We start from the raw sequence: 14,116 nt of genomic DNA on the forward strand, positions 1-14,116 counted from the left end.
ATGCAGCCGCCTAGTGTAGCGATTGTCAGCGGAAAGACCAGTACTTGTGACCTAAAAAACTGGTGAACACCGGGACTACAATACCAACCGCGTGGGCAATTTCAAGACTGAAGCGGGTCACGCCCAGAGCGGGCAGGACGGAGTATGCCATCAGCAGGCTCACTGCCCAGGTCTGAAAAATGGCCAACAGATTGACCAGCGCAAACAGGATCATCGAGCGCTGCAAGGTCTGTGTGCTGCCCTTGAAAACAAAAATGCGGGCCAGTATGTAAGCGGTCACCATCCCGGTTAAGTACGCCAAAACAACCGATGTCGAGAATCCCAGCCAATTGTTGTAGAAAATACGGGTAAAAAAGTTGACCAGGGCTGCGATGCCGCCGGTCACTAAAAAAGCCACAAATTGTCGGGACATAAAGGGCTTGATCATGCACTACTCGCTGGGTGGACAGGCACGTTGCGCCAATCGGCGACCAAATTCGATACTCTCCGATATGCCGCGGTCACTGGGATAATAGTGGGATGTGTCTGCCACCCACAAGCCCTGCACCGGCAGTTCAGCCGCCGGCAGCCGATCGGCAAAACCCGGCTCGCAGATTGGTTGTGCGTAGCGATAGCGACTGGCGTGGATATCAATAAAGTCATCGTCATGCAGGCGCGGGTTGATTTTTTTCAGGTAGCTGCGCACCTTGTTGATGAACGTTGCATCGCTGTCGCCAAACTTGGCGTGTTCTGCTGGCAGATAAAACGGTACATAAACCAGGTGATTTTCCATGGGGTACAGGTTGCTGTATTCGACCAGGCCGGGGATATCCATTTCCGGATCATTGATGTTAAGCCAGAACTTGTCCGACACCGGCTGGCGCAGTTTGACAATCACGCAGACCACAGCGATGTTGCGCAGGCTGGCGTAGGCGGCGCGTGTTGCGTCCGGCAGCCCCGGCATCAATTTGGGTACGTAAGGCAGGGGGATGGTGCTGATCACCCGGCCGAAATGCTGCAGTTCGGGAACAGTAGCCAGGCGCACACCCTGAAGTTGCTGGTCGTTGATGACCACTTCGGTCACCGGCGTGCTCAGGTGGATTTCACCGCCACCGGCTTTGATGGCTGCAGCCAGCGCTTGCAGCAGGGTTTCAGAACCGCCCTCCAGGTACCCCAGGCATTCCCGCATCAGACTGCTGCGGGATCGGCCCACGCGGTGTATCCGGCTCCATATCCAGGCGGCTGACAGGTTGTCCGAGTAGTGGTAAAACTTGTAGTCGAACAAGGTGCGCCACACCGCCTGCCAGGCCTCGTCGCCTACCCAGCGACGTATCCAGCGGCGGGCATCCTCCTTGTCAAGATCCTGCCAGCCGGTGCGTTTGGTAGATACAAATGCGTGCAGACCGTAGCGGATCTTGGCGCTCAGGCTCAGGCCTTTAAAGCGCAATAAGGCCAGGGGGTTGCCCCAGTCCTGTAGCTGGTTGCGATACCAGTAACCCATGCGGGTTTCCGTCCAGCGCATGCGGTCGGCAATGCCCAGATCATCCAGCGCCTGCAGCAGGCCGCGATCAGAGAGACAATGGAAATGGTAATAACGTTCGATTTGCAACCCGTTGAAGTCGAAACTGGCAGTCATGCCGCCGAGCCGGTCATCTGCCTCGAATACGATGGGTTTGTAACCTTGTTGCACTAATTGCCAGGCCACCGCCAGTCCCATGGGGCCGGCGCCCAGCACGGCAACGCGTTTATCTGATGATGTTGATTGTGACTGCGCTGGTTGCGACTGTTCCATGTCCTAAAACTCCAATGCAATATCGCTGTAGCGCGAATCGTTAAAGGTTTCGTGAATCGCTGTTTTGAAGGGCGTATAAGGCACAGCAAAAATGCCCGGCCAGTCAATCACCTCAAATTCGTCTTTGGCGGTCAGGGCGGCCAGTTGCTGCGTGGTGAAGGGTGGGTTTTTGTCGAACCGCGCCCAGGTCCATAACAACATATGAAACAGCGAATACGGAATGCGCAGTATCAGTGTGCGAGCGCCAACGGCCTGTTTGATATCGCGGATCATGTCGATGTAGTCTATTTTTTCGTGGCCCGAAATATTGTAGATGCCGTGCCCGCGACGTGACTCGATGCAGCTGATGATGATGTCGCAGAAATCGCCCGCATACAGCGGCTGGCGCATGTAACGTCCGTGTCCGGGTATGGGGAACACCGGGACTTTTTTCATGAAACGCGACAACCAGCCCAGGTGTTTGCGATCAAACCAGCCGAACATCAGGGTGGGGCGCAGTATCGGGCAGTCGATGCCGCTGGCCAGCACCATGGCTTCCTGTTCGCGTTTGCTGCGGGTGTAAAAATCATCGGCCACGGATTCCACCACCGAGGAACTGATGTGAACCAGGTAAGGCGGTGTCGGGCAGGACTTGATGGTATCCAGGATCAGGCGGGTTGCGTCGACGTTATTGTGCTGAAAATCGGCGTAGTCGATGCCGCCAATCTGTGCCTGCAGCATGACCACAACATCGGCGTCGCGAATGTGGCTCTGCCAGTCGCCGGCCTGAGCCAGGTTGCAGTATTCGCAGGTGATATCCGGTTGTACCTGTTGCAGGACACGAAGATTGGCGTGATGTTTGTCGAGCACAACGATATTGTGATAGCCACGGTCGCGCAGCCGGGCCACCAGATTCTGACCCACCAGGCCGGCGCCGCCGGGTAGCAGGATTCTTGCGTCTTTATTCAGTTCGTTCATGGTAATTCCGTGGTCAATTCACAAGGCGCCGTGTCTCCCACAAATATGGCAGTGTCACCGGTCATGTTGGCGCTGACATATCCCCTGAAACCGGCCAGTCCGGCATGTGACCCGACGGCATCAGCAACGTCAGGCCTGGGCACCCCGGTCAGTGCATAACCTGCGATTGTGCCGCTGGCGTCAGTGATGGTGATCAACCCGGGAATTACGCGATCTTCGTTGTTCAGTAACCAGCCTTCGACACGGATATAGCCCGGATCAGTTTCGATGTCTGTCACGGTATCCAGGTAGCCTATGCAGGCAGGCAAACTGGCGGGACGGGCTTGCCGACCCAGTGTCTGCTTCAGATCGCGCCATGGATAGATGCCAAAAATTGTCAGATTCTCTTGTGATGCGACTTCGACCGTGCGCAGAAGGCCATCCGTCATTTCATGTACATTGAGAATCTGGGTCTCGTCGTTTATACCAAGTTCCAGGGCCAGTCCGGCGATGTTTCTGTTGGCGACCAGTGCATGCTGAGCGCGGGCGGCTGCAAACTGTTGCACTGACATCAGGGCCAACAACAACAAAGCAACGCCGGTTCCGGAGCGCGGGAAGCGGCGAAGGGTTTGCCACAGCACGGGCAGCATCAGCATCAGGATGCAGGCCCAGGCCATCAATGCCGGGGTGGTGTAACGATAACTGATAGCCTGGTATACACCAAACATCAGGCGCCCGCCGGCGGTGCCAACGGCGGTGCCAACCAGATATATCACACAAAATACCAGTGCCAGCTTTAATGTATTTTCGCGCGGATTTCTCAGACTCTGGAACAAACAAAGGAATGCGATGATAGCCATCACGGCTGTAGCGATACCGGCGGCAATATCTCCACTGATTCCCTGGCCGAACAGATAAAAAAATGGGGTGCCGAGGTAAAGCGCTACGTAGTGCGCCAGTTGCAGAGGCTGCTGCAGAAGCGCGTCGGTGATGGAGCCGTGGTATTCCGGCGAATTGTAGTCGTGCAAATACAGACCCAGCGTGACCGCTGTGAACACCGCCAGGATCAGCGTCTGCCACAGTCGCATACGGGTAGCAAGAGCGTAAACTGTCATCAACGGCAGCGCCAGAATACCATTGGCCATGGTGCCCGCCGAGGCGGCACCTAGCAGGCAGGCTGCCGCAAACGTCAGGTGCGCCTTGTCATTCGATGCTGATTTATGCAAGACATAAAAAGCGCACAAGGGCAGCAGTTGTGCCAGGAAGAACTGGCTCTGAAAAGCCCAGGCCAGGTTCTCGTGCTGTATCCATTGATACAGCCAGGCTGTTATAAAACAGGTGGTAAAAAATACAATATGTCGGCGCGCCGGTTCATTTGCCATGCGCGCATGACCGATACGGTAGAACAGCAGAACACCCAGCGCCACGATGACATAGTTCATCACCAGCAAAAAGACACTCAGGCCACCAAAGACTTCGTAGTCCAGCCAGAACAGCAAGCGGGAGAGCACAATACGATGTTCATTGTGTTGTGCCCACCACAGCCAGCTGGCGCCATCATTAATGGCAATATAGAAACCGAGTGTGGCGCCCCACATGTCCCAGAACGGCACCGGTGTGTACATGCGCGCGGTGCCGACAACGGCGAGTACAACAAAAGCAGTGGCAAACAGGGAAGCGAGTGCTGCGGCCACCCGCGTCCGTCCGTGTGTCAATAGAAAATCTTTCATCCTTGTCAAACCTTATATGTCCATTTTGTTGAATACGAATCTGGGCAGGTGGCGAATGATCATCATGATCAACCACCATTTGCCCGGGGCATAAATGACCGCGCGGCCCTTTTGCACGCCGTCCACGATGTTGGCGGCAACCGCCTCGACACTGGCCAGTTTGGCCCCGTCCTGCTTCAGATGCGCCGTCATTGGGGTGTCGGTCGGACCGGGTTTGACCAGAACCACACGCACGCCGCTGCCTGCCAGCCGGTGCTGTAACCCCTGGGCATAACGGGTGACCAGACCCTTGGCGGCACCATACACGTAGTTGGACTTGCGGCCACGGTCACCCGCCACCGAACCGATAAGCACCAGCGTACCGGTGTTGGCGGCCTGCATGGCGCCGGCAAAGGCCTCGGCAAACAATACCGGGGACAGACCATTGATGTGCATCGCCTCAGCGGCCATGCCAATGTTCTGCTGGCAGGCCTGTTGATCGGGCAGGGTCCCGTGAGCGATGAGCACAATATCAGGCGTGCCGCCTGCCACAATTGACGCCACTGTTTCCCGGATGGCGTCGGCCGAGGTGAAGTCTGACTGCATGGTTTCGCAATGAGCAGCCGGATTGCGTACGGTGAGATCGGCGGCAATGGCGTCCAGCCTGTCCTGGTTTCTGCCCAACAGCACAAACTGCTGCGGGTGCCCTTGTGCCTGTTGATCCGATTGTCCGGGCCATTGTTCAGCCCATTGTCGGGCGCAGTGCTCAGCGATGGCTGAAGTGGCGCCAACAATCACAATACGTTCAGGTTGAGTCATATCACATACCTTTTGTTGGTCAGGTGTCAGGAACCCAGCAAGCGCCGCGACATGGCCGAACTGATGCCCGGGTCGCGGAATGCAGAAAACTGTGTCAGCGCCGGGTAGCCTGCGGCAAACATTGACGCCGACATGCGTGCGTCCTTGGCGGCGTACAGCCGTCCGCCGGCCTGTGACACCACTGCGTCCAGTCGGGCAAACAGGCGTTCAGTTGCTGCCCCTTTGTTGGGAAAGTCCAGCGCCAGCGTTGCCCCCGCCATGGGGAAGCTCAACAGCCCGGCAGCAGGCCTGTCAGCGAATGTCTTGAGCACAGCCAGGAAAGAGCCTTCCCCAGCCGCTGCGATTACCGCCAGCATATCCGCGATCACAGATTGTGCTGTCGCGCGCGGCACGACACACTGATACTGGTAAAAGCCACGGCGTCCATACATGCGATTCCAGTTCTGGATTTTGTCCAGCGGGTAGAAAAATTTTTCGTAGTGAGCAACACCAGCACCGGCCTTGCCTGCGTTCATCGCGTAATAGGTCGCATTGAAGGGGCGCAAACTGAGTCTGTTGACCAGTGATACCGGCGGTGTCAGCGGCATGTTGATGCCCGGGCGTCGGCGCACTTTATTGCTGTCTGGCAGGTAGTACGGCAGCGCGTCGATGTCCTGTTCGCTGGCGTGGTTGGCCCGCAGGAATATCCCCCGCGTTTGTGGTCCGGTCAGGCAGTCTATCCATGACACGGTGTGTTCCCAGTCTGTTTCCGAGGCATCAGCCAGTGCAAAAAAATCATCCAGGCTACTGAATGGCACTGTATCTGTCAGCAACCAGGGGCTGTTGACGCGGCGCAGTTGCAGTTGCACGCGGCTGATAACACCGGTCAGGCCAAGACCGCCAATGGTGGCACGGAACATGTCTGCGTTCTGTTCGCGGCTGCAATCCAGCGCTGTGCCATCGGTGCGCTCCAATGTGAATCCGGCGAGGTGTTCGCCAAATGTGCCCATGACGTGGTGATTCTTGCCGTGAATGTCATTGGCAATGGCGCCGCCCACGGTTATCAGTTGGGTGCCGGGTGTCACAGGCAGCATCCAGCCACGGGGCACAAAGCAATTCTGGATCTCCTTCAGCATGACACCGGCTTCGCAGGACAGCAGACCCGTGTGCTGATCGAAACTGATAAACCGGTTCATGTTTCGGGTCTGCCACAGCGGGCCGCCCGGGTTCAGGCACACGTCACCGTAGCTGCGACCCATGCCGTAGCTGATGCCAGGTGTATTGTGCTGAATTTGTGCTGACAGTGTGCGGTGATCGGTGAGCGCAATGGCTTGATGCTGTTCATGGCTGAGCCGGCCCCAGGACGTGATTTTCATGACGATGTGCTACCTCGCATAATCAGGCCACCGATCCGATCACGAGGACCATGGCAAATCCGAGCCCGGCCAGCAGGCTGGCTTTGTCCTTGACGGCAAACACCAGGGGATCGTCATGCATGTTGCCCCGGCTGGCCTGCATCCACATCCAGCTGATCCAGAACAGCATGAATGGAATGGCGGCCCATACCAGCGTCGGGTTGCGATATAGTTCCAGTACTTCGTTGCTGTTCAGATAAAGCGCCAGCACCACGACCGCGACATAACCTGAGGTGACTCCCAGGGTCTGGATGAGGGGGGCATCGCTGATGTAATAACCCCGGCCGTGAGCCTTGTCGGCGCCGCTTTGTGATTGCAGCGCCAATTCAGCGTAGCGTTTGACAAAGGCCAGGGACAGGAACAGGAACACCGATTCCGCCAGCAGCCAGAAAGACAGGTCGAGACTGGCAGCAGCAGTGCCCGCGATGATGCGCAGCGTGTAGAGCATGGCCAGCGTCAGACAGTCCACCAGCATCAGGCGCTTAAGACCAAATGAATAAGCGCAGGTCAGTGCCAGGTAAAGCAGCAACCACTGTACAAAGGCGACACTGACCAAAAATGCCATCGCCAGCCCGGCGGCTAACAGCACCGGCATCAGCAGCACGCCCTGCCAGGCCGGAAGCAGGCCCGATGCAAAGGGACGGAAGCGTTTGCGCGGATGCAGGCGGTCACTTTCCAGGTCCAGCAGGTCATTGGTAATGTAAACGGCAGAGGCGCACAGGCTGAAAGCAACAAATGCCAGGGTCAGCGACAGCCAGGTGTTCAGGTCGCTGACCTGATGGGCGGCGATCATCGGAATGAACAGCAGGAGGTTCTTCAGCCACTGATGGGCGCGGATAACGCGCAACCAGGTCAACGGGCCTCTGGGGCGCAGCGGAAACTCATGTTCTATGTCACACAGGGCACGCGTTTTGTCGCTGAGCCCATTGGCACCATTGACCACCACCGCACTGTGCGCCACCCGCCACACGGGCAGGTCCTTGTCGCAATTGCCGACATACACGAACCCGGTGTCGGCATAACGGGCCGTCAGCGCTTCGGCTTTATTAGAGCCAGACAGGTTGGTTATGCCATCGCTGGCCATGACGTCATCAAACAGTTGCAAATGATCTGCGATGGCCTGCGCAATTGACTGGTCGGAGGCGGTGCAAAGCACGAGCCTGCGTCCGGTCTCTTTCTGTTGTCGCAGCCAGACCAGCAACTCTTCGTTGTAGGGCAGGCTGCCCGGGTCGAATCGCGACTGGTCAGCCAGGCGCTGTTTGAGAACCGCTTTGCCCCGTGCCAGCCAGACGGGAATGCACAGCGTCGCCCACGGTCGCTCCCGCAGCACTTTCAGTGCTGACTCGTGAAGCATGTCCGTGTGGATCAGCGTGCCGTCCAGGTCGACTATAAGCGGTTGAGTCAAGAATTGGCCTCCCGTGAAAGACGTCAGGGTATCAGGTTTGACGCTCTGTGGGAATTTTTTACAGCTCCGGCCCCGTTAATTCCTGTGTCTGTGCTTCATTTGTTGTTGTCGACCTCGTCAAGCACTCTGCGCACCTTGGCTGCCAGCTCCTGGCGACGATAGGGTTTGTTCAACAAATGAACCCCACGATCCAGACGACCATGATGCACAATGGCGTTTTCGGTGTAACCCGATGTGAACAAAACCTTGATGCCGGGCCGCAACTGCTGCGCCAGATCCGCGAGCTGGCGACCATTCATGGTGCCGGGCATAACAATGTCGGTAAACAGCAGGTCGATATTGCTGAGCTGTTTCAGGATGTCGTGGGCCTCATCGGCGTTGCTGGTCTTGTGAACCCGATAGCCAAGTCCCTTGAGTTGTTCGCTGACGTGCTCGCGGACCAGTGGGTCATCCTCAACCACGAGAATGTTTTCCTTGCCGCCCTCGATCTGAGGCGCCAGGTGGCCGTCATAAATCCCACTGTCGTCCGACATCGCGCGCGGCAGATACAGTTTAACCGTGGTGCCTTCGCCGATTTCGGAATAGATTTTGACATGGCCAAGACTCTGTTTGGCAAAACCGAACACCATGCTTAAACCCAGACCGCTGCCCTTGCCAATCTGCTTGGTGGTGAAGAAAGGTTCAAAGGCCTTTTGAACGACTTCCGGCGCCATGCCCGAACCCGTATCGGACACGGAAATCATCACATACTGCCCTGCCTGAACCTCGTCGTGGTTGTCGGCGTAGTCCTGATCCAGCAACGTATTGCGGGTTTCGATAGTGAGTTTGCCCCCTGTCGGCATGGCATCGCGAGCGTTGATGGCAAGATTCAGCAGTGCGCCTTCCAACTGGCCCGGGTCGACTTCTGACAACCAGAGTCCGCCGGCATAAACGGTTTCGATATCGATGCTTTCCTGCAGGGTGCGGCGCAGCAGGCTATCCATGTTCCGGATCAATTTGTTGACATCAACGTTCCTGGGTTCCAGCGGCTGCCTGCGGGCGAATGCCAGCAGGCGATTGGTCAGCTCGGCGCCACGTTCTGCTGCTGTGGCCGTCATCTCGGCGAGAATACGCAGTTGTTGCTGATCGGTAAGTTGTTCGCTGAGCAGCTCGGCGTTGCCCAGAATGACCGTTAGAAGATTATTGAAATCGTGGGCGACACCGCCCGTGAGCTGGCCGACCGCCTCCAGCTTCTGCGCCTGCTGCAGACGTTCATTCATTTCCACGCTGTCAGAGATATCGGTCATGCTGCCAACCATGCGTATGGCCTGGCCGTGGGCATCGCGGATGACAAAACCCCGGTCGCTGACGGTGCGCGCCGCGCCACTGGCATGCATGAAGCGGTACTGATCCTGCCAGCTGGTGCCGGTCCCGTTGATGACCGCGCGTATGCCCTTGAGCACGCGCGCGCGGTCATCGACGTGAATGCGATGAGTCCAGGATTCGGACCCGGGTTCCACCTTGTCCGGATCATACCCAAAAACCGTCAGCAGGTTTTCATTCCACCAGATCGTGTTGTTGTTGAATTCCCAATCCCAGATAACGTCATTGGTGGCTTTGGCGATGAGGCTGAAACGTTCATTGCTGATGCGCAGCGATTCTTCCCGGGCAACCCGCTCGGTGACATCACGAAAGTAGACGGCCAGCCCGTCGTCCGTTGGGTAGGCGCTGACATCAAACCATGCATTCAAAGGCTCAGGATAATACTCGGTAAAGCGCACCGTGCGTTGCTCGCTGACAGCCAGTTCGTAATTTCGGCGGAAATCAGAGTCGCGTGCTGCGGGGAACTCGTCCCAGATATGTTTGCCCTGCAGATCGTCTCTGCGCCGTTGCAGGAGGATCTCGGCCTGTGTGTTCATGTAACCAAAACACCAGTTCTTATCGATCAGAAAAAATGCATCGCTGATACTTTCCAGGGTCTGCTGCAACTGGCGGGACAGTGCCTCTGATTTTTCACGTGCCGCGATCAGATCGGAAATATCCTGGAATGCGCCATTGATGGCGATAATGGTACCCTCTTCATCCCTGACCGCTTCGCCAATGGCACGGGCCCATAAGCGCCGACCTTTGCCGGTGATGAATTGCAGCACCTCGTCAAACGGTGCGCCCTGGGTGGCACATTTGTTGAAAACTGTCTGGATCTGCTCCCGATATTCGGGCGCGTAAAAATCCATGGCCTCGTCCAGCGTCGGCTGGTAGTCAGGGGCAACTTCGTGTATCGCCCGGGTTTGTGAGGACCAGTAGATCTGGCCCTTGATCAGGTCTACGCGCCAGCCGCCCAGCTTGGCGGCTGCCCCGCCAATCCTTAGCAGTTCACTCATGTCGTGAATATCAGTGTGGCTCATCAGGATGCCTTCAGTCCTTCTCTGTCGCGCAACCACACTAACGCAGATTCCGGTGGCATCGGACGCGCAATAAAGTAGCCCTGAGCATGCGTGCAGCCCAGGTCGCGCAGAAATTCCAGAGTCCATGCGTCTTCCACGCCCTCTGCGGTGACATTCAGGTTGAGCGCGTCGGCCAGCCCGATCACGGCGGCTGCGATCTTTTGGGATTCGATGGATGTTGCTGCCGACATGACAAACATTTTGTCGATCTTCATTTCCGAAAACGGCAATCGGGCCAGTTGTACCAGTGAAGAGTAACCCACACCAAAATCATCGATGGACAGGTTGAATCCCTTGATGCGGAACTGGGTCAGGTATTCGAGCATGGCAACCGGGTTTTCCATACTGCTGGTTTCGGTAATTTCCAGCGTGATCTGGGACGGCGCCACACCGTAACGGGTACAGGCCTGCTGGATCCATGCCGGGAACTGAGCGTCTGCCAGCACAATAGGCGACATGTTGATGGCAAGCTTCAGGTCCGAACTCAGGAAATTGGCCGCAAACCAGGCCAGGCTGATATCAAACACCTGTCTCGTCAATTCGGCAATATGTCCATGGCGCTCCGCCAGGGAAATGAACTGGTCCGGGAATATCATGCCGCGCTCCGGATGCTGCCAGCGGACCAGGCTTTCGAAACCCACAACTTTTTCGGTCGCGCAGGTAATCTTCGGCTGGTAGTGCACGCACAGTTGTTTCTGCGCCAGCGCTGCAGCCAGCATCTCGGCACTGACCGGCGCCGGTTCGTCGCTTCCTCCTGGTTTGCGTTTGCTGTTTTCCGGCTCATGATGCAGCAGGCTGCGAAGCCGGGCGGGCGTGAACGGTTTGGGCAGGACACCGGAGACCCGCAAACCGTTCTCTGCGGCGGCCCGGCTGGCGGCCTCCAACACACGACCACCCAGGCCGCTGGTCACAATGACGATACCCTGGTGGCCGGATAGCGCGAGACGATGCAGGGTCTCAACGCCATCAACATCCGGCATCACCAGGTCAACAATCAGATGGGACGGTTGCCAGTCGGCGACCAGTTGGAAAAACTCTTCTGCCCGGGTGGTTGATCTGGTTTCGAAGCCTGCCCTGTCGGCAATGGCGCAAATGGTTGCGCTAACACCGACGTCATCGTCCAGCACCAACAGCCGGCCAGGGAGGTTTGCACTGTATTCTGGCGACTCCATTGACTCTCCTTGTTGTCGCAGAGCGTTGCAGCATTTTTGTCACAAAAATGCCATCGAACTGTCGCTCGTTTGTTATATGCAGGTCTTAGAGTACCCGTTTCGACAACACTATCTGGGGTTTTACCTAATGACAACTAAAAAATTGTATCGTGGCGTGTGTCTCGCACTCGGCACGCTGGCGGCCGCGCCGTTGGCGCTGGCGCAGGGCACACCAGCCGTTGAGGAAATGGTGGTCACTTCGCAAATGCGCACCTTTGCCAGCAGTTCGGTCAGTGAAGAAATGTTGAACCAGGTGTCCGGTGCGTCCAGCGTATTGGGTGCCATTGACTATATCCCTGGCGTACTGGTGAACGAGGGTGATGCCTTCGGCGGTGATGACTGGTCCACAACCATCAGCATCCGCGGCTTCCAGGTCAGTCTGGACGAACAGCAACTGGGCATGACCATCGACGGCATTCCCAACGGCAATTCCAACTACGGCGGCGGCTCCAAGGCCAATCGTTTCCTGGACACCGAAAACCTGTTCGCTGTCGATGTTGTGCAGGGCACCTCCGATATCGCCTCCTGGTCCCACGAAGCCCTGGGCGGCAGCATGAACTTCCGCAGCGTAGATCCGACGCAGGAAGCTGGCCTGACGGCGTCGACCACCTTCGGTGACAACAACGCGCGAAAGGTGTTTGTGCGTTACAACACCGGCGAAATTATGGACAACACCTATGCCTGGATCAGCATGTCCGGGTCAGATATCGATTCATGGATTGATGGCTCTGGTGAGTCCAACCGGGATCATATCGCCGCCAAACTCAAAGGGTATTATGACCATGTCGAGTTGACGGGTTATATCTCTTATGATGATGCCCACGAAGACAACTACCAGCGTGTTACACCACAGGAATTCATGGAGGATCCGACCTGGGACCGCCTGACCGGCAACTGGACCGGCATACCTCACGTGGATCAGTTATATCGGCGCGCCTGGTCGACCTTGCGGGAAAACCTGCTGGCTTATGCCAAAGCGGATTTTGAGGTTTCAGGTGTAGACTTCAGCACCTCCGTTTATTACCACGACAACACTGGCCGTGGCGACTGGATACCGCCCTATATCGTTGATGTGCGCAATGATGGCGCGGGCAATCCGCATACCGAACTGAATACTGGCGCGCCGGTACTCGGTGGCGGACCGCTGGGCACCATTACTTTTGTTGATGCTGATGGTCGCGCGCTGCAGCCTACGCCGGGCTGTGAAAGCTCGCTGGTATTCCCTTACGGCGGGGCCGGCCCGGCTTACGATCCGGCCTGTTTCCCGGCGGGCGCAGTGCCGGTCAGTTCCTATCGGCACACAGTTTATGAGAAGCAGCGCACCGGCTTTGTTGCCGATTTTTCCTGGCAGCAGGATCTGAGTGGTTTCAGTAACGAACTGCGTGGTGGCTTCTGGTACGAAGACAACAAGCGCAATGAGTCGCGTGACTGGTTAAAAGTGATAGATTCCAGAACAAGCTATAACTTCAACCATGTGCCGTACTGGACACAATACGACCGGACCTTCCCGCAGGAAACCATGACCTGGTACCTGGAAGATACAGTGATCATGGGCCCCTTGACCGCGCGCCTGGGTGCCAAACAGTATCTGGTCGATATCGATCGCGAGGACGAGCACCAGGGTGGTCTGAGAACCGCGTCGGTCAACTCTGACTCTGATGTACTGCTGAGCGGCGGCCTTGTGTACGCGATGCCTGTCGATGGTCTGGAAGCATTTGTCGGCTACGCGGAAAGCTTTTCCTCCATCAAGGATGGTGTACTGGAAGCCAACCAGACGGCGCTGGACTCAGTGGAGCCGGAAACGGCCGACAGCATGGATATTGGTCTGCGCTACACAACGGGCATGTTCAACGCCAGCCTGACTTATTATGATATCGAGTTCGCCAACCGTATTACCTATATCCCGGAAGGTTCGACCGATGGTATTGACTACCTGGGTGAAAGCGATGGTGCCTACGTCAACGTCGGTGGTATCGAGTCCTCTGGCGTGGAAGCCGCGATTCAGGCCAGTGTGACGGAAACTCTGAGCCTGTATTTCTCGTACACCAAAAACGACTCCACATACATCGGTACACCAGACCCGGCGGCCAATACCCTGTTGGGCGTGTTCCCGGGTAACACCGTGTTCGGTTCGGCGGAAGACATGTTTGTCATCTCTGCTGACTGGCGTCGCGACAATTTCTCTGCCGGCCTGACCTACAAGGATGTCGGCGAGCGATGGCTGGATGCAGGCAATACCACGCGCCTTGACGGTTACGGGGTAGCTGACCTGTACGTGGGTGTGGACCTGGATCAATACCTGGAAGGCCTGAAAGGCGCCAGTCTGCAGGTCAACGTCACCAATCTGACCGACAAATCCTACCTGGGTGGTGTGGCAGGTGGCTGGGGTGGCTGGATCGCACCGCCGCGCACTGCTACAGCAACCCTGACTGTGGATTTCTGAACGCC

Annotated in this window: 10 protein-coding genes; 1 reads left to right on the top strand and 9 read right to left on the bottom strand. The window is 57.0% G+C overall.

Translation table 11 applies throughout. The annotated features are described in order from the left end of the window. Positions 1 to 25: 25 nt before the first annotated feature. The 9 genes from WD071_RS09185 to WD071_RS09225 all read right to left on the bottom strand — a co-directional run bounded on the left by WD071_RS09185 (position 26) and on the right by WD071_RS09225 (position 11,629). Positions 26 to 412 (bottom strand): GtrA family protein, encoded by a 387-nt coding sequence (locus WD071_RS09185; RefSeq protein WP_368048065.1) that lies wholly within the window; start codon positions 410 to 412, stop codon positions 26 to 28. Positions 413 to 430: 18 nt separating this feature from the next. Beyond that, positions 431 to 1,771: an NAD(P)/FAD-dependent oxidoreductase gene (locus WD071_RS09190; protein WP_368048066.1), complete on the bottom strand. Its 1,341-nt coding sequence runs from the start codon at positions 1,769 to 1,771 to the stop codon at positions 431 to 433. Between the two features lie 3 nt (positions 1,772 to 1,774). Continuing rightward, positions 1,775 to 2,728 (bottom strand): NAD-dependent epimerase/dehydratase family protein, encoded by a 954-nt coding sequence (locus tag WD071_RS09195; RefSeq protein WP_368048067.1) that lies wholly within the window; start codon positions 2,726 to 2,728, stop codon positions 1,775 to 1,777. Further along, positions 2,725 to 4,437 carry a hypothetical protein gene (locus WD071_RS09200; RefSeq protein ID WP_368048068.1) on the bottom strand — a complete coding sequence of 571 codons (1,713 nt, stop codon included), beginning with the start codon at positions 4,435 to 4,437 and terminating at the stop codon, positions 2,725 to 2,727. The genes WD071_RS09195 and WD071_RS09200 overlap by 4 nt, the downstream gene beginning before the upstream one ends. A gap of 12 nt (positions 4,438 to 4,449) precedes the next feature. Then, positions 4,450 to 5,235, bottom strand: coding sequence for an SDR family NAD(P)-dependent oxidoreductase (locus WD071_RS09205; protein WP_368048069.1), 786 nt, complete (start codon positions 5,233 to 5,235; stop codon positions 4,450 to 4,452). A gap of 26 nt (positions 5,236 to 5,261) precedes the next feature. Further along, positions 5,262 to 6,590 carry an FAD-binding protein gene (locus tag WD071_RS09210; RefSeq protein ID WP_368048070.1) on the bottom strand — a complete coding sequence of 443 codons (1,329 nt, stop codon included), beginning with the start codon at positions 6,588 to 6,590 and terminating at the stop codon, positions 5,262 to 5,264. 22 nt (positions 6,591 to 6,612) lie between these two features. Next, a complete protein-coding gene (locus tag WD071_RS09215) occupies positions 6,613 to 8,034 on the bottom strand; it encodes a UbiA family prenyltransferase (protein ID WP_368048071.1) in 1,422 nt (473 codons plus the stop codon). 95 nt (positions 8,035 to 8,129) lie between these two features. Continuing rightward, entirely contained in the window at positions 8,130 to 10,418 is a 2,289-nt protein-coding gene (locus WD071_RS09220) for a PAS domain-containing protein (RefSeq protein ID WP_368048072.1), read from the bottom strand. Then, positions 10,418 to 11,629 carry an EAL domain-containing protein gene (locus WD071_RS09225; RefSeq protein WP_368048073.1) on the bottom strand — a complete coding sequence of 404 codons (1,212 nt, stop codon included), beginning with the start codon at positions 11,627 to 11,629 and terminating at the stop codon, positions 10,418 to 10,420. Before WD071_RS09225 ends, WD071_RS09220 begins: the two co-directional genes overlap by 1 nt. Before the next feature lie 127 nt (positions 11,630 to 11,756). On the opposite strand from WD071_RS09225, the gene WD071_RS09230 reads away from it, so the two are divergent. Continuing rightward, positions 11,757 to 14,111: a TonB-dependent receptor gene (locus WD071_RS09230; protein WP_368048074.1), complete on the top strand. Its 2,355-nt coding sequence runs from the start codon at positions 11,757 to 11,759 to the stop codon at positions 14,109 to 14,111. Positions 14,112 to 14,116: the final 5 nt, after the last annotated feature.

Source organism: Pseudohongiella sp. (genome assembly GCF_040877505.1).
Lineage (GTDB): Bacteria > Pseudomonadota > Gammaproteobacteria > Pseudomonadales > Pseudohongiellaceae > Pseudohongiella.